The 16876-nt window shown below is 71.7% G+C and carries 14 protein-coding genes, 1 tRNA gene and 1 pseudogene; 11 read left to right on the top strand and 5 right to left on the bottom strand.

Annotated elements, in window-relative coordinates; translation table 11 throughout:
- Window positions 1-9: 9 nt before the first annotated feature.
- The 4 genes from IF188_RS05420 (at window position 10) to IF188_RS05405 (ending at window position 4049) form a co-directional block, all read left to right on the top strand.
- On the top strand, window positions 10-1146 hold the full coding sequence (locus IF188_RS05420) for a hypothetical protein (RefSeq protein WP_191170780.1): 1137 nt from the start codon (window positions 10-12) through the stop codon (window positions 1144-1146).
- A gap of 46 nt (window positions 1147-1192) precedes the next feature.
- A complete protein-coding gene (gene nucS / locus IF188_RS05415) occupies window positions 1193-1888 on the top strand; it encodes an endonuclease NucS (RefSeq protein ID WP_191170779.1) in 696 nt (231 codons plus the stop codon).
- A gap of 192 nt (window positions 1889-2080) precedes the next feature.
- Window positions 2081-2785, top strand: coding sequence for an HAD hydrolase-like protein (locus tag IF188_RS05410; RefSeq protein WP_191170778.1), 705 nt, complete (start codon window positions 2081-2083; stop codon window positions 2783-2785).
- A complete protein-coding gene (locus IF188_RS05405) occupies window positions 2778-4049 on the top strand; it encodes a hypothetical protein (protein ID WP_191170777.1) in 1272 nt (423 codons plus the stop codon). The genes IF188_RS05410 and IF188_RS05405 overlap by 8 nt, the downstream gene beginning before the upstream one ends.
- 16 nt (window positions 4050-4065) lie before the next feature.
- On the opposite strand, the gene IF188_RS05400 is transcribed toward IF188_RS05405, so the two are convergent.
- Window positions 4066-5214: a S1C family serine protease gene (locus IF188_RS05400; protein ID WP_191170776.1), complete on the bottom strand. Its 1149-nt coding sequence runs from the start codon at window positions 5212-5214 to the stop codon at window positions 4066-4068.
- Between the two features lie 92 nt (window positions 5215-5306).
- Complete coding sequence (locus tag IF188_RS05395) at window positions 5307-7130, bottom strand: SLC13 family permease (protein ID WP_318152793.1); 1824 nt, start codon at window positions 7128-7130, stop codon at window positions 5307-5309.
- 82 nt (window positions 7131-7212) lie between these two features.
- On the opposite strand from IF188_RS05395, the gene IF188_RS05390 reads away from it, so the two are divergent.
- Complete coding sequence (locus IF188_RS05390; RefSeq protein WP_191170775.1) at window positions 7213-9291, top strand: DUF2156 domain-containing protein; 2079 nt, start codon at window positions 7213-7215, stop codon at window positions 9289-9291.
- A 97-nt stretch (window positions 9292-9388) separates the two neighbouring features.
- Here IF188_RS05390 and IF188_RS05385 read toward each other — a convergent pair whose 3' ends face one another.
- Window positions 9389-9595, bottom strand: a complete 207-nt coding sequence (locus tag IF188_RS05385; RefSeq protein ID WP_191170774.1) for a cold-shock protein — start codon at window positions 9593-9595, stop codon at window positions 9389-9391.
- Between the two features lie 327 nt (window positions 9596-9922).
- Here IF188_RS05385 and IF188_RS05380 point away from each other — a divergent pair, with 327 nt between their 5' ends.
- Both IF188_RS05380 and IF188_RS05375 read left to right on the top strand, forming a co-directional pair.
- On the top strand, window positions 9923-10555 hold the full coding sequence (locus IF188_RS05380) for a GntR family transcriptional regulator (protein WP_191170773.1): 633 nt from the start codon (window positions 9923-9925) through the stop codon (window positions 10553-10555).
- 58 nt (window positions 10556-10613) lie between these two features.
- Window positions 10614-11105, top strand: coding sequence for a GNAT family N-acetyltransferase (locus IF188_RS05375; RefSeq protein ID WP_191170772.1), 492 nt, complete (start codon window positions 10614-10616; stop codon window positions 11103-11105).
- A 98-nt stretch (window positions 11106-11203) separates the two neighbouring features.
- Here the strand turns inward: IF188_RS05375 and IF188_RS05370 are convergent, their stop codons facing one another.
- Entirely contained in the window at window positions 11204-11587 is a 384-nt protein-coding gene (locus IF188_RS05370; protein WP_191170771.1) for a pyridoxamine 5'-phosphate oxidase family protein, read from the bottom strand.
- 352 nt (window positions 11588-11939) lie between these two features.
- Window positions 11940-12023: transfer RNA gene (locus IF188_RS05365), tRNA-Leu, on the bottom strand.
- Window positions 12024-12269: 246 nt separating this feature from the next.
- Here IF188_RS05365 and IF188_RS05360 point away from each other — a divergent pair.
- The 4 genes and pseudogenes from IF188_RS05360 to IF188_RS05345 form a co-directional block, all read left to right on the top strand.
- Window positions 12270-13601 (top strand): alpha/beta fold hydrolase, encoded by a 1332-nt coding sequence (locus tag IF188_RS05360; protein WP_191170770.1) that lies wholly within the window; start codon window positions 12270-12272, stop codon window positions 13599-13601.
- A complete protein-coding gene (locus tag IF188_RS05355; RefSeq protein WP_191170769.1) occupies window positions 13598-15751 on the top strand; it encodes an alpha/beta hydrolase-fold protein in 2154 nt (717 codons plus the stop codon). The genes IF188_RS05360 and IF188_RS05355 overlap by 4 nt, the downstream gene beginning before the upstream one ends.
- A gap of 148 nt (window positions 15752-15899) precedes the next feature.
- Entirely contained in the window at window positions 15900-16664 is a 765-nt protein-coding gene (locus tag IF188_RS05350) for an FhaA domain-containing protein (RefSeq protein WP_191170768.1), read from the top strand.
- A pseudogene (locus IF188_RS05345) lies at window positions 16661-16876 on the top strand (FHA domain-containing protein FhaB/FipA); the annotation flags it as partial. The gene IF188_RS05350 and the pseudogene IF188_RS05345, both read left to right, overlap by 4 nt.

Genomic DNA, 16876 nt, shown 5'->3' with positions numbered 1-16876 from the left:
GTTTCGGGCATGAACCCTCGAACACGCTCCGTCTTGTTGGTGCTCGCCGCGATCGGCGGCCTGCTCGTCGCACTCCTCGGCGCGCTGCAGCTGTTCGCACCCGAGGTCGTCGCGGACGGCCTGCCGCCCAGCCTCGTCGCCGTCTGGCTCGGGATGCCGGCGGCCGGTGCGATCGCGATCGCCGCGGGTCTCGCGGCTCTGACCGTCGCCTTGCCCGCGCTGCGATCGCGGAGCCGGGCGGCGTCGCGGCGTTCCCGCACCCTGTCGACGGTCGCCTCGCTCGTCGTCGCGCTCGCGGTCGCCGCCCTCACTCCCGGCGGCACCATCCCGGTCGCCGGCTACACGTTCGTGCTGGTCGTCGCTGCGGGGATCGTCGCCTCGCTCGTGCTGCTGCTGATCCGGCGGCCCGTCATCGGGCTCGTCGTCATCGTGGTGGTGGCCGCGGCCGTCGTGCTCGTCTCGCTGCGCCTGCCGCTCGGCACGTTCGCGCCCATGGTGCTCGGCCGGCTGGCGACGAGCGTGACCTTCATGATCGTCGCCGCCGCGCACCTCGTCACCGCGGCGGCGCTCGTCGCGTGGACGGTCGGCGCGCCGACCGCCGGTGGCCGGTGCGACGCGTGGCTGCGGCGCCGGCGCCGGCTGATCACGGTGCTCGCCGCCCTGTGCGCGCTCCCCTATGTGGCGCTGCGCGCGACGTGGCTGACCCCGTGGCCCCTCTTCGCCCCGGCCGACATCGCCGATCACCCCGACATGCTCATGACGGGGCTGCTGCTCGGCAGCGCGATGCTCACGGGCGGATTCCTGACGCTCAGCCTGGTGCTTCCCTGGGCCGACCGCTTCCCGAGGTGGCTGGGCCTCATCGGCGGCCGCCCGGTGCCCGTCGCCCTCGCCGTGATCCCCGCGAGCGTCGTCGCCGTCCTGTTCACCGCCGGAGGCGTCGAACTCATCGTCTCGATGGCGGGCGCGTTCGGCGCCCTCGAAGCAGCGCTGATCTTCCCGTTCTGGCTGTGGGGTCCGCTCCTGGTCGCCGCGATCCGCGGATACGCGCTGCATCGCGCGGCGCCGTTCGCCGCACCGCGGCGCGACGCGACCTTGGGCGACGATCGGCCGCGAGCCGCGGCATCCACGATCCCCGATGCGGTGTGACACGAGCCCCGCCCGGGCCGGCCACGGCCCGGGCTAGGCTCTTCGGGTGCGTCTCGTCATCGCCCGCTGCTCCGTCGATTACACCGGGCGGCTCAACGCCCACCTGCCGCTGGCGACACGCCTGCTGGTGCACAAGGGCGACGGCTCGCTGCTGGTGCATTCCGACGGCGGGTCGTACAAGCCGCTCAACTGGATGAGCCCGCCCTGCCGGCTGGATGTCGAGGTGCCCGACGAGGAGTCCGCCTCGGCCGGGGTGCTCGAGCACTGGCGCGTCACCCACGCCAAGACCGGCGACGCCCTGCTGGTGCGCATCTACGAGGTGCTGCACGACTCGTCGCACGAGCTCGGCATCGACCCGGGCCTGCAGAAGGACGGCGTCGAGGCGGACCTGCAGCGGCTGCTCGCCGAGCAGGTCGATGTGATCGGCGAGAATCTGACGCTCGTGCGGCGTGAGTTCCCGACCGCGATCGGCCCGGTCGATCTGCTGCTGCGCGATCCCGCCGGCGGCACGATCGCCGTCGAGGTCAAGCGCCGCGGCGACATCGACGGCGTCGAGCAGCTCACCCGCTACCTCGAGCTGCTCGGCCGCGATCCGCACCTCGCACCCGTGACGGGAGTGTTCGCCGCGCAGGAGATCAAGCCGCAGGCCAAGGTGCTCGCCGCCGATCGCGGCATCCGCTGCGTCACGCTGGACTACGAGGGCATGAAGGGCATCGAGTCCGGCGCTCCGCGCCTGTTCTGACACGACCGGCGCCACTTTCGTGTTGCGGCGCCACTTTCGTGTTGCGGCGCCACCGATCTGGTGCGCCTCAACAGGAATCTGCAGCCGTTCGCGCGAGCGTGCGCCCGAGGCGCCGGGCGCGAGACGACCTCGGGCCGCGGGTGCACCGGTCCGTCTCGGAGCGACGGTCGGGCTCGGCTTAGGCTGGAGGGCATGCCGAGCCGATCTCCGTGGACATGCATCCTGTGGGACGTCGACGGGACGATCGTGGACGCGTCCGACGGGATCCTGCGCCGCCTCACCATCGCGCTGGATCACTTCGGCAAGCGCCCTCCGACGCGCGCCGAGCTCGTGCACTGGATCGGGCCGCCGATGTTCGAGTCGTTCCAGGTCAACGTCGGCATGACCCCGGAAGAGGCCGCCGAGGCGGTCCGCTTCTACCGCGGGCTCAACAAGATCGACGGCTACGCGACCGGCGCGAAGCTCTTCCCCGGCGTCGGGGACCTGATCCGGGATGCCGCGGCCGCCGGCATCCCGCAGGCGACCGCCAGCTCCAAGCCCGAAGTGCAGGTGGTCGCGCTCATGGAGCACTTCGACCTGACGACCTCGTTCACCGCGATCGTCGGCGCCTCGCCCGACGAGAAGACCCTGAGCAGCAAGTCGGATGTGATCGCCGAGGCGCTGCGCCGCCTGCAGGCCGCCGGCGTCGACACGAGCCGCCCGGTGCTCGTCGGCGACCGCCATCACGATGTCGAGGGCGCGGTCGAGCACGGCGTGCCGGTGATCTTCGTACGGTGGGGCTTCAGCTGGCCGCATGAGGCCGAGGGCGCGCAGGCCGTCGTCGACGACGTGGATCAGCTGCGCGCCCTGCTGCTGTTCGGCGAACCCGCGGTGACGCCCGACGGTGCCGATGACTGATCCCGCCGCCACGCTCTTCGGCTGGCTGGCGCCGGCCGGGGTCGTGTTCGGCGTCACGGCGATCGCGATCGCCGTGCTCGTGTGGGCGGTGCGCCGCGCACGACGGTCGCCCCGGGCCCGGGCGGCGGCCGAGCGGGCGCGCACCCGCGCAGGCAGTGCTCTCGTGAGGCTCGACGACGAGGTCGGCGAGCTCGAACTCGAGGTCGGTCTGTCGGGGGCGCTGTACGGCGGCGACGCCCCGGCGTCGCTGCGGAGGGCGCGGATGACCGCGCAGCACGTGCGCGACGACGCCTTCGACGAGTACCGCGCGATCAGCGCGCCCGGTGTCGCGCCCGCCGAGATCCGGCACGTCGCCGCCCGCATCGAGCGCCGCACCGGCGAGGCGCTCGGCGTCGTCGCGGCCGCACGCGCCGAGCACGGCGCGTGGGTGCGCGCCAATGTGTCGGCGGCCGGCCAGATCGAGGCTGCCCGCCGACGCCTCAGCGATCTGCGGGCGTCCATGGGAGACCCGGCCGCGCTCGTCGCCGAGCTGTCGTCGCGGTTCGCGGAGGACGAGTGGCGCGATGCCTCTCAGTCCGCACGCGCCGCCCTCGCCGAGGTGGCCGAGGCGACCCGGCTGCTCGACGAGGCTGCCGCGCGCGCCGGCGACCCGTCGCTGAGCGCGCTGCCCGATCTCGCCGCCGCCGAGCGGTCGCTGCGCAAGGCCGAGGCCGACGCCCGTCACCTCGAAGAGACCCACCGGCTCGTGCTGCAGGCCGCGCAGGCAGTGCCTGCCGAGATCGCGGCGGCGCGTGCGGCGCTCGCCTCGGCCTCGCACACGCGCGACCACCTCGACCCCGCCGATGCGGAGCGGCTCGGTGCCGAGCTGCGCGCCGTGGATGCGGAGCTGAACCGGATCGAAGGGGATGCCGCACGCCGGCCCACGCGGACCGTCGACGCCATCGCACGCCTGCGCGGCCGGCTGGATCTCGCGCTCGGCGACGCCCGGACGGCGCAGCAGCGCCTGCGCGGAGCCCGGACCGCGCTGCCGGGCACCATCGCGGCCGCACGCGGCGCGATCGCGCAGGCCGAGGCATCCCTCACCCATTCGCGGGCCGGCGCCGACGCTCGGTCGAGGCTGCAGTCGGCGCAGCACGAGCTCGCCCAGGCCCGCCAGACGACCGACCCGGTGGCCGCGATCGATGCCGCGCGCCGCGCCCTGCGCGACGCCGAGGACGCCAAGGCGCTGTCCGACTACGCGCGGCTCGCGGGCTCCGGCAGCTGAGGGGTCAGGGCGCGGATCAGGGCGCCGGGTTGGGCTGCAGGGTCACGGTCGTCCGCTGCTGCCGCCCGTCGCGGACGAACTCGACCTCCACCTCGTCGCCGGCAGCGGCGGTGACCGCCACCCTCGCGACGGTCACCTCGGTCGGCGACGCGTGGCCGTCGAGTCGGGTGATGAGATCGCCGGCCTGCAGCCCCGCGACGTCGGCGGAGCCGCCGGGAACGGTGCCTGTGACCACCACGCCGGGTGGGACACCGAACTGCGCCGCGGCGGCCGCAGACAGCGTCGCGGTCGTCATGCCGAACGAGGGATGGTCGACGCGCCCGTTGTCGATGAGCTCGTCCGTGATGGCGCGCACGGTGTCGGCGGGCACGGCGAACCCGATGCCCACGCTTCCGACGCCGCCGACGCCCTCGGAGTTCGGGACGGTCGAGATCGCGGTGTTGATGCCGACGAGGCGGCCGTCGCAGTCCACGAGCGCTCCGCCGGAGTTGCCCGGGTTGATGGCCGCGTCCGTCTGCACCATCCCCGTGATCACCGTCGTCCCCTCGCTGGTCGGAAGGGTGACCGATCGGCCGAGAGCGCTGACGATCCCCGCGGTGACGGTGTTGCTGAGGCCCAGCGGAGCGCCGAGGGCGACGACCGGCTGGCCGATGTCGAGCTCGTCGGACGGTGCGAACGCGAGCGGCTGAAGGGCGCCGTCCCGCTCGACGCGCAGGACGGCGAGGTCGGTCTGCGGGTCGCGCCCGACGATCTCTGCGCGAAGAATCTCGCCGTCCATCAGCGTCACCCGGACCGCTCCGCTGGGCAGCGCCGGCGTCAGCACGTGGTCGTTGGTGACGATGAGGCCGTCCGCGGTGAGCACGGCGCCGCTGCCGCTGCCGCTGCCTCGCGCACTGGACGCGTGGATGGTCACGATCGACGGGAGGCCCGCGGACGCGACCCGTACGGCATCGCAGGATCCGCCGGGGGCCGCGACCACCGACGAGACCCCGAAGCCGGCGAGTCCTCCGATGATCGCCGCGCCGACGGCGACGCCCGCGATCACGACGGCCGGACGCCGCCACCACGAAGTGGATGCCGTCGGCGCGACACTCCGATCCTCAGCGGCCGGCTCGCCGTCGTCCGCCTCGTCGTCCGACACGGTGGGTGTTCCCGGATCGGCCATGCGTCCACGCTCCTTCATGAGCCGGGCTCGATGCCCACCTCAGCGTAGGGACCCGTGCACCCCGTCGCGCGGGGATCCCGCGCCGTCCGCCGTCAGAGCGGAAGCAGCAGCGGGACCAGCAGCACGCTGACGACGAGCGTGAGGAGGGTGAACGGCGTTCCGATCCTGACGAAGTCCGCGAACCGGTAGCGCCCGGGCTCGACGACGAGCGTGTTCACCGGCGACGAGACCGGCGTCATGAACGCCGACGAGGCGGCGAGCGCCACCATCATCGCGAACGGCAGCGGCGAGACGCCGAGGTGGGCGGCGGTCGAGATCGCGATCGGCGCCATCAGCACCGCGGTCGCCGTGTTCGAGACGAAGAGCCCGATGACGGCGGTCAGCACGAAGATCCCGCCCAGCAGCACGGTCGGACCGGCGCCGCCCAGCAATGCCAGCAGCCCGTCCACGACCAGGTCGACGCCGCCGGTGCGCTCGAGTGCGAGCGCGAACGGCAGCATGCCCACGATCAGCAGCAGCGTCGGCCAGTGGATCGCACGGTACGCGCTGCCCATGTCGACGCAGCGGAAGACGCCCATCAGCAGACAGGCGATCAGGGCGGCGATCACGTTCGGCACGATGCCGGTCACCATCAGCACGACCATGACCAGCACGCTGCCGATCGCGAACACGGCCTGGTTGGCGGCCGGCGCGACCTCGGCCGACTCCGCCGGCAGATCGAGCAGGATGTAGTCGCGCGCCGTGCCGCCCAGCCGCTGGATCGCCGGCCACGAGCCCGTGACCAGCACGGTGTCTCCGGCCGCGAGGCGCACGTCGGCGTAGTCGCCCTCGACGGTGCGTCCGCGATGGCGGACGCCGACAGCCTCGACGCCGTGGTCGCTCGCGAGCCGCAGCGTGCGCACGCTGCGGCCGATGGCCGCCGAGTCCGGGGCGATCAGCACCTCAGCGAGCCCGACCTGGCGCGAGTACTCGTCGAAGAACCCCTCGGTCATCTTGAGGCGCTCCAGCCGCAGTCGCCGGGCGGCGTCGGACGACACCCCCACGTCCACGAACAGGACGTCCCCCTTGGCGACCACGACGTCGTCGGCCGTCAGATGCACGGTGCGCCGGAACAGCCGCGACCGCTCGATCATCAGCACCGTGGCGCGCAGCCCGTCGCCCAGCTCGACGTCGGCCAGCGGCATCCCGATCAGGGGCGATCCGGCCGCCACCCGGTAGCGATGCGTACGCGCATCGACGTGATAGTCGGCCATCAGGCTGCCGAACGTCCGCCGCGCGGCGTCCGGACCTGCGGCCTCACCGCCCAGGAACCTGCGCGCGAGGAGCATGTAGCCGATGCCCAGTGCGAGGATCACCAGACCGAACGGGGTGATCGAGAAGAAGCCGAAGCCCTCGAGGCCGGCGCGCTGCAGCTCGGCATCGATCACCAGGTTCGGGGTGGTCGCGATGAGGGTCAGCATGCCGCTGATCAGGCCGGCGAAGCTGAGCGGCATCATGAGCATGCGCGTCGATACGCCGGTGCGGGCCGCGATGCTCACCGCCACCGGGATGAAGATCGCCACGACGCCCGTGGAGCTCATCACCGCGCCGAGCAGCGCGACCGACAGCATGAGCATCACGATCAGGCGCGTCAGGCTCGCGCCCGCCGTGCGGGCGAGCCAGTCCCCCAGCCGGTACGTGACCCCGGTGCGGGCGAGCCCCTCGCCGACGACGAACAGCGCCGCGATGAGCACCACGTTCGGATCGGCGAACCCCGCCAGGGTCTCGGGAACGGTGAGGATGCCGGTAAGCGGCAGCGCGACGATCATCAGCACCGCGACCACGTCCATGCGCGGCCGGCCGATCGCGAACATCGCCACCGCTGCCACCAGCAGCACGATCACGATCACGAGGTCCATCGACATCTCGCCAGTCACCCCTCGTTCGCCAGGACGCGGATCACCTGCACCTTACCGAGATGAGCGGGAGCGGTAAGGACCCGCTCGCTACCCTGAACGCATGAGCGACGCCGCGCCGCATGCGCCGAACCGGGTCATCGCGGTCGTGGCGAGGATCCCCGCGACCATGGTCATGATCGGGGTGATCCTCGTCATCGGCGTCATCTGGCAGGGGCTGTGGCGCCCGTTCGAGAACTCGCCGGCGTTCCCGGTGGTCGCGTACGGGCTGCCGGCGTTCGAGGCGGGCCGCTGGTGGACGCCGATCACCGGCACCTTCTTCGTGAACCAGCCGTGGGTGTACGCCTTCACGGTCACCGGCTTCATCGGCATGGCCTACCTGGAGTTCCGGCGCGGCTCGCGCGTGGCGCTCGCCTACTACTGGGTAGGTCAGCTGTTCGCCGTCTGCGCGACGGCACTGCTGCTGTGGCTGCTCGCGATGCTGCCATGGGCGTGGGCGAACACCGAGGCGGCAGCCCTCGACGTCGGCGCCTCGGGCGGCACGATGGCGTGCATCGCGGCGGCCATCGGACTGTTCCGGGCGCCGTGGCGCGTGCGCGCCTGGCTGGTGCTGCTGGGCACCGTCTTCGTCGCGATGCTCTTCTGGGGCGCGCTGGCCGACCTCGAGCACCTGATGGCCGTGCTGCTCATCCTCTTCGTCGACCGTTCGCTGCGCATCCGCCGCACCACGATCCGCGAGCAGCGCCTGATCGCGTTCATCGCGGTGCTGGTGCTCGGTGCGGTCGAGATCATCACGCTCATCGTGCCGACCGACGGCCCCTTCGGCCCGACCGAACCCGCCTCGGGCGGGTTCGTCGATGTCGCGATCGACGCGGTGGTCATCCTCGTGGTGGCCAACGGCCTGCGCCGCGGACGCCGGTGGTCATGGGTCGTCGCCATCGTCCTGGCCGCCCTGAACATCCTGACGGCCGCTCTGGTCGTCGTGCTCATCGTCCTCACCAGCGAGCGCCGGCTCGAGGCGTCGATCGACGGCGAGACCGAGCTGTCGCTGGCCAGCGGCGTGATGTGGCTGCTGATGCTCGTCTACCTGATCTGGGTGCGGCGCGCGTTCCGCGCCCGCCGACTCTCGCGCATCGGCCGCCAGCCGGCGCCCACCGTGGCCGACGTCACGCAGATGCTCCGTGCGCACGGCGGCGGCACGCTGTCGTGGATGACCACCTGGGAGGGGAACACCTACGCGCGCACCGCGGACGGCATCGTCGCCTTTCAGCGTCGCGCCGGCGTGGCCCTCGCTCTGGCCGACCCTCTCGGCCCGGCGAGCTCGCGTGCGGCATCCGTCGACGAGTTCATCCGCGATGCCGAGCGTGCCGGGCTCATCCCGTGCTTCTTCAGCGCGAGCGAGGAGACGCGGGCGGCCCTGCCGTCGTCGTGGCACAGCCTCGTCGTCGCCGACGACACGATCGTCGACCTCGCAGGCCTGGAGTTCACCGGCAAGCGGTGGAATTCGGTGCGCACCTCGCTCAATCGCGCGGGCCGCGAGGACATGACCTTCCGCATGACGCGGCTGAAGGACGAGCCGTGGGGCGTGCAGCAGCAGCTCCGCGCGATCTCGGAGCTGTGGGTCGGCGACAAGGACCTGCCCGAGATGGGCTTCACTCTCGGCACTCTCGTGGAGGCGGAGGATCCCGAGGTGCGCCTGGCGCTCGCGATCGCGCCGAACGGCGACGTGGACGGCTTCCTGTCGTGGCTGCCGGTGTACGGCGAGGCCGGCAGGGTGCGCGGCTGGACCCTCGACCTGATGCGGCGTCGCGACGGCGGGTTCGCGCCGGTGATGGAGTACCTGATCGGCTCGTCGGCGAAGCTCTTCTCCGAGGAGGGCGCCGAGATCATGTCGCTGTCGGGCGCACCGCTCGCGCACGACTACCCGCCGGACGCCGGAGTGATCGCGGCGCTGAGCGAACGCCTAGCCGACGCGCTGGAGCCCGTCTACGGGTTCCGGTCGCTGCACCGGTTCAAAGAGAAGTTCCACCCGCGCTACGAGACCATGTACCTGCTGTACCGCGACGAGACCGACCTCACCCGCATCGGCGGCGCGCTCACCCGCGCGTTCCTGCCCGACGCGACGCTGCGTCAGTTCGCCGGCGCCGGCCTCGATCTCGTGCGCGGCGAGCGCGGGGAGTGAACGTCTGTGCGCGGGCATGACTGAACCGCGGCATCCACCGTCTTTCGATTCGGGATGCCGCGGCTCAGTGACCTCGGTTACGGTCTGTCCGCTCGACTCAGAGCGGGCGGATGTTCTCAGCCTGCAGGCCCTTGGGGCCCTGGGCGATCTCGAACTCGACGCGCTGGTTCTCTTCGAGCGAGCGGTAGCCGCTCGCCTCGATGGCGCTGTAGTGCGCGAAGACGTCTGCGCCGCCTTCATCGGGAGCGATGAAGCCGAATCCCTTCTCGGAGTTGAACCACTTGACGGTGCCCTGCGTTGCCATTACTTGCCGTTCTTCGTTGATCTCGTCGCGATTGCGGCGATTGCATCCAACGTAGTGAACTCGCGGGCGCACGGCGAGACCCTCGTCGGATGGTGACACAAACGTTGCACGCGACGATGAGGGTTTGGGGTATGCCCATCGTACGCCCGGGCTGAGCGGTGCTCGAAGCCCGGGCGTCGACGGATCCCCCCGGATAGGCCACGCCGTAGCGTGGACATGGCAATCGTACCGATATATCAACGCCGAGGCGAGGGTTCGTTTCCGCGGAATCACGCGGCGGATCAGGGTCTATGCAGATGAATCCTCCGGCGTACACTGGTGCCACCCATGACTGCTCCCTTCGTTCCGCTCGACCCGCGCGGTGCCGTCCTATCAGGCGAGGTGTACACGCGCCTGGGCGAGGCGATCCTCGACGGCCGTCTCGCGCCCGGCGAGCGCGTCCGCGATCAAGAGCTGGCCGAATGGCTCGGCGTCTCGCGGACGCCGGTGCGCGAAGCGCTGCAGCGGCTGGAGCGCGTCGGGCTCGTCGAGGTGTCGCCGCACCGCTACACGCGGGTGTCGCACCCGAACCGGCAGAGCGACACGGCCGAGCTCGTCGCCTTCAACATGGGCTTCGCGGTGCGCATGGCGGCCGCGCGTGCCGACGACGAAGAGATCGCCGAAGCCGTGGAGCGACTCGACGAGGTCATCGCCGCGTCGCGCGCCGATGACGCCGTCGCCCTCGCCGACGCCAGCCACGCCTTCTTCGCCGTGATCACGCGCGCGGCCGGCAACTTCGCGCTGCTGCAGTTCGTCCGCGAGTACGAGTTCGCGATCCGCCGCGACATGGTGGGCTGGCAGCCGTTCCTCGACTGCCCGATCGGCCGCACCGCCGCCTACGAGCAGTTCCGCGAGGCCTTCGTCGCGCGCGACGGCGATCGCGGCGAAGCGCTGCTGCGCAGCATCCACGGGCTCCCCTGATCTGCGGGGCGTTCGACCGCCCTATGCGACGTCGGATGCCGCGGCTAGCGTGTTCCGCGTGAACCACATCGACCTGCGACCGTTCGACGACGACGACCTCGACGCCGTCTTCGAGATGATGCGCGATCGCGAGGCGGTCGAGATGGCCGCGTTCACGGCATCGGACCCCGACGACCGCGCGGCGTTCGACGCCTGGATCGCCCGCCAGCGCGCCGCCGACGACGTGCTGTGCCTGGTCGTGACCGAGAACGGCGGCTTCGCCGGCACGGCTGCGGCGTTCACGGTCGACGGCGACCGTGAGGTCAGCTACTGGATCGCGCGGCACGCGTGGGGGCGCGGCGTCGCCACCGCCGCGCTGCGACTGCTGATCGCGCACGAGCCGGTGCGCCCGCTGTTCGCGCGTGCGGCCGCCCACAACACCGCGTCGATCGCAGTGCTGCGCAAGGTCGGCTTCACCGAGGTCTCGCGCAACGTCGACTTCGCCCCCGGCCTCGGTCGCGAGGTGGAAGAGATCGTCTTCACCCTGCCGCCGTCGCTCGACGGCGCCTGATTCCGGAATCCACCCGGGCCACGCGCCCGGGGCTCGGCGTCGAGGGTCCGCTCTGATGCGCCGGCCGTGACCGCGGATCGAGGCTCTGTCCCCTGGGGCTACGTCAGGAGGCCCGCGCTTCCCATCAACCGGCGCGGGACGAGGTGGATCGCCACGCGCTGCGGGTTCTCGCGGGGCCGGCGATACCTCGCGGTGTAGAGCTCGACGGCCCGCGCGACCTCGTCGGGATCGTCGTGAATGGACGCCATCCCCTGGAACGCGATCCACCTCGCGCCGTCCACCGCGCTGATCGTCGCGGTCGGCGAGCCGATGACGTTGCGGACCTTCTGCGACGAACGGGACGTGATGACACGGACGACCCCGTCGTGGAACGTGAAGCCGACGGGCACCGCATGGATGCCGCCCCGCCCGGCGATCGTGGAGAGGGTGCCGAGGTGCCGCTCCCGGACGAACTCGCCACCGGCCGCCGTCAACTCCCGCACGTTCTCACGCTACCCGCTGCGTACCGGCGGTCGGCACGGTGCATGCCTGGCCTGCGGCATCCATCCATCATCCACGCGCTGTCGGAATCGGCATTCGCGCCCAGAACTTTCAGCAGCGGATGCCGTTATCTGCAGCGCGAGGGATGTGCACACGACAAGACCGGCAGCGGATGCCGGATTCGACAGCGCGAGCCGCGGGGCGGGAGGTCGACCGCCCACCCCCGTACATCGAGGCGGCGCACCCGGTCGCGCGGGAGGGATGCCGCATCCCGCGCTGCCTCGACGGCCCGAGCCGCGGTGCCCCTGCCCGGGAACGCCGAAGGCCCCCGGTGATCCGGGGGCCTTCGTTCTGTGCGCGAGGGGGGAGTTGAACCCCCACGCCCTTTCGGGCACTGGCACCTGAAGCCAGCGCGTCTGCCTATTCCGCCACTCGCGCGAGCCGCGGATCCGAGGAACCGCGAAACTCAACTTCCCGAGGATATCACGCACGAACGCGTACTCCGAACCGAGCGCCTCTCTCGGCCGCAGGGGCGGCCATCCCGCGTCTCGTGACCCTTGTATTCCCGTTGAGTGAGAAGCAATTATCAATCTGGTTGATAATCAGCTTCAGGAACGGCAGGCTTCCTCCCGAGCCCGGTCGCGGGCTCGCACAACAACGACGTTGGAAGAGGGAGAACTGCAGATGCCTGATTCGCACCGCAAGACCCGTGCCGCCATCGCCGCCGCGGCAGCGGTGGCACTCGTGGCGACGGCCGGTCCCGCCGTCGCCGCCGAGCATGCCGACACGATCATCGAGGGCCGGCTGTCGGACTCGACGAACTACCGGTTCGTGGTGCCCGCCGACTGGAACGGCACCGTCTTCGTCGACCTGGACTTCGCGGGCGGCTCGGCCTCCGCCGCGCAGCGGGCGCTGATAGATCGCGGCTACGCGTACGGCGGCACCACGAGGAACGTCACGGGATGGCAGCTCGACGCGGCCGTCGACAACCAGATCGAGGCGCTCGACGCGTTCACCGCCGCCGTGCGCGAGCCGGACCGCGCGATCGCCATGGGCAGCTCGATGGGCGGGATGATCGCCGCCGCGACGGGCGAGCTGCGTCCCGACCGCATCGACGGCGTGCTCGCCGCGTGCGGCGGACTCTCGGGGACCGTGTCGCAGTGGAATCAGAAGCTCGACACCGTCTTCGTGCTCTCGCGCCTGCTCGACCCCGAGGGCGTGCTGCCGGTCGAGGACGTGCCCGCTGACATCGAAGGCGCGCGCAGCGCGTGGCTCACCCGGCTCGCCGCGGCGCAGCAGACGCCGGAAGGTCACGCCCGCATCGCACTGGCCGCGGCGATCGGGCAGCTGCCCGCCTGGTCTCAGGCGATCGCCGACCCGGATCCGCACGATGCCGACGGCTACCAGGCGGCGTGGTACGGCGCGCTTGCCGGCGACCCGCTGCCCTACATCGGCCAGGCGATGAGCAGCCGCCGCACGAGCACGATCGTCTTCGGCGGCATGCCCTCGTGGAACACCGGGATCGACTACGCCGAACAGCTGCACAAGGCCTCACCCGAGTCGCGTCGTGTCGTGTCGGCGCTCTATGACGCCGCGGGGCTCTCGCTCGACGACGACCTCGCCGCGGTGAACGCCGGCGAGCGGATCGAGGCCGACGCCGACGCCGTCGAGCGCTTCGCCGCGTCGTACCAGTTCACCGGCCGCATCAGCGTTCCCACCGTGACGCTCAACAACGTCGGAGACCAGATCTCGACGGTCGCGCAGCAGCAGGAGTACGAGGAGCGTGTGACGCAGGCGGGCAACGCCTCACTGCTGCGGCAGACGTACGTCGCATCCGCAGGGCACTGCAACTTCACCGCCGCCGAGACGGTCGCCGCGGCGCAGCTGCTGCTGGACCGTCTGGACTCGGGTCGCTGGGGCAGCGCGAACGCCGTGCAGATGAACCGCGCGGCGGCGGCGCTCGACCTCGGCGACACCCGGTTCCTGGGCTTCCACCCGGATCGGTTCAACCGATGATCGCGCGCGAGGGGCAGACGGCGCGTCGAGGATCGCTCCGTACTGCGGCGGCCGTCGCCGGCCTGGGTCTGCTGGTCACGGCACTGACCGCCGCACCCGCGAACGCCGCCGCATCCGCAAACGCCGCCGCACCGCCGGAGATCCCGGCCGCCGCACCGCCCGCCGCGTTCTTCGACGAACCCGCCCTCGCCGCGCCCGGAGCCTGGCCCTTCTCGGAGGCCTTCTCGCGCACCTCGGGGACGAGCCGGTACGACCACGGCGCCCTGCTGTGGACGGACTGGCTGTTCGACGACGTCGGAGACGGCACGCTCACCTATTCCGACGAGGCCGCCCACGCGAACGGCGCGGACGTGTTCCGCGCCGGCATCGGCGTGCGCGGCGACCGCTCGTACTGGCGGGTGGACTGGACGACCCTCGCCGATCCCGGCCTTCCGATCGCGGTGTGGGCGCTCGATACCGACGCAGACGAGCGGACCGGCACGTCGGCGTGGCCGGGCGGCGCCGGGGTGCAGTCGCCGGGCAGCGACGCGTTCCTCATCGTCTCGGCCGACGGGGTGTGGCTCGAAGACGCGCGCGGCAGCCGGAGCGACCTGTCTGCACGCGGCGCCCTGGTGACCGTCGACGAACAGGCGAAGTCGTTCGTCGCCGAGGTGCCCCGCTCGGCCTTGCGCGTGAACGGGGTCTTCACGGTGCGGCTGGCCGCGGGCGTCGCAGACGCCGAGGGCACCGGGTTCGCCGCCGCACCCGAACGCGACGACATGCGCGTCTACAACGCCGCGTTCCGCACCGCGACGCAGGAGGGCATGAGAGCCGGTGGCCCGCAGCGGGCCACCGGTTGGAACAACGGCGCCCAGAGCGCCGCGCTGGCCGCAGGCGACATGTCGCCGTTCGCGCTCGAGCTGGACTGGCGCGAGCTCGCACGCGGAACGGTCGATCCGCACCCGTCGCCGACAGGCTTCTCGACGCGCTGGTACGTCTCGTCCGTCGACCTCGGTCCCGGCCTGCATCCCGACACGCGGCAGCCCTCCGGGCAGCCGCCGACGACCGAACCCCGGGTGTACGGGCAGGTTCAGCCGTACCTGGTCTATGTGCCGACCACCTACCATCCGCAGCGACCGGCGCCGCTGACGATCCTGTTGCACGGCGGCGGGAACAACCACAACGGCTTCAGGGGTGCGAACGAGGATCACCTGTTCGGTCCGGTCTGCGAGGACCGCGGATCGATCTGCCTCTCGCCGCTGGGCCGTGGTGACGGCACGTGGTACGTGAACGAGGCGGAACTGGATGTGTGGGAGGCCTGGAACCGGGTGGCGGACGCGTACGCCATCGACGGCACGCGCACGACGATCGCGGGGCACTCGATGGGCGGGGTCGGCGCGACGCGCCTGGCGACGAATCATCCCGATGTCTTCGCCGGTGTCGGCATCGTCTCTGGCGCCGGGTACCGGAATGCCGCCGGCATCCGTGACGCCGCCGACGACAGCGCCCGCGTCGAGAACCTGGCCGACATGAGGGTCTTCCTCGACGCCGGCACCGCCGACATCGCCGAGGGCAACACGCGCTCGTGGGTCGCAGCGCTGGAGGCGGCCGGCGTGCCGCACCGCGCGCACTACTACGAGGGCGCCACGCACGGCGATTTCGGCTGGCTGGGGTGGCGCGAGTTCGCGCAGGACGCCGGCGATGCGCGGCTGCAGACGGCACCGGGCACGATCGCGTTCCGCTGGGATCCGCGCGAGGATCGGCCCGACCTCGGGCTCGTGGCCGACAGCGCGTACTGGCTGGACGCCCTCGTCCCCCGGGACGCCGATGCGCGCTGGAGTCGGGCGGCCGCCCGATCCGGGGCTCTCGACACGGTCGCGACCGAGCCGGTGACGACCACGGCCGAGGCCGTGTACGACGGCTACCCGACCGAGATCCGGACCCTCGAGCGGCGAGAGACGGCCGCGGTCCCCGCGAACGACGAGCTCACGCTCGAGTTCGCCAACGTCGCGTCGGCGGACGTCGATCTGACGGCTGCCGGGTTCGCCGACGGCACGACGGTGCAGCTGCGGGTGACCACGGACGGGCCGACCACGGTGCGACTGCATCGCGACGGTTCGATGCAGCACGTGGAGCTGCAGGCCGGCACCCACGACATCGTCCTCGGCTGACGTCCGGACGCCCGGCCCCGCGTGCCGCGGGGCCGGGCGTCGTCGTGTCCGTCCACCGTCGTCGCGTACTGTGTCTCTTCGATCCATGACGGGCACAGCGTGTGCAATTAGCATGTAGCAACCGGCACCCCCCCTCAAGAGGAGCTCCGTGGGACTACTTGACAGCTTCGAGAAAGGTCTCGAACGCGCTGTGAACAGCGCGTTCGCCAAGACCTTCCGCAGCGGCATCCAGCCAGTCGAGATCGCATCGGCCCTGCGCAGCGAACTCGACAAGAAGGCGGCCGTGGTCAGCCGCGACCGCATCCTGGCGCCGAACACGTTCACGGTGCGGCTGTCGGCCGCCGACGACGAGCGCATGTCCGCCCTGGGCGACGCGCTCACCAACGAGCTCGACACGCTCGTCCACAAGCACGCCAAGGCGCAGGGTTACTCCTTCGCCGGACCGGTCACGATCGCGCTGCGCCGGGACGACCAGCTCGGCACCGGCACGCTGCGCGTCGAGTCGGCAACGGCGCAAGGCGGTCGCGTCGCCTGGCGCGGCGTCGTCGACGTCGAGGGTCGCCGCATCCCGCTCACGAAGTCGCGCACCGTCATCGGGCGTGGCAGCGACGCCGACATCACCGTCGCCGATTCGGGCACGAGCCGCAAGCACGTCGAGATCCTGTGGGACGGCGAACGCGCCATGGTGCGCGACATGGGTTCCACGAACGGCACGATGCTCGACGGCCGCAAGGTCACCGAGGCAGCCCTGCCGCCGGATTCGACCGTGCGCATCGGCCGCACCGACATCGTGTTCCGCGTGGTCGCGCAGGCCGCGCCGCCGCGGCCGCCGGCATCCCTCGACGACGCCACGCGGCGACTCGACCTCGGCAGCGCCGCCTACGACCCGAGCGAGAGGGGACCGCTGGCATGAGCGAGCTCACGCTGCTGCTGCTGCGCATCGGCTTCCTCGTGCTGATGTGGGCTTTCGTGTTCTCGGTGGTCTACTCGCTGAGGGCCGACCTGTTCGGTGTGAAGGTGCGGAGGATGCCGGACGCCGCGGCCGCCGCAGCGCCCGGTGCCGCGCCCGCCGGTGCCGCCGCCCCGGCCGCAGCCGCCGCGGTGACGGCGCCCGTCACCCCGGCG

The organism is Microbacterium helvum (genome assembly GCF_014779795.1).
GTDB lineage: Bacteria > Actinomycetota > Actinomycetes > Actinomycetales > Microbacteriaceae > Microbacterium > Microbacterium helvum.
The sequence above is the reverse complement of the archived record's forward strand: the minus strand, read 5'-3'. Positions and strand labels throughout refer to the sequence as shown.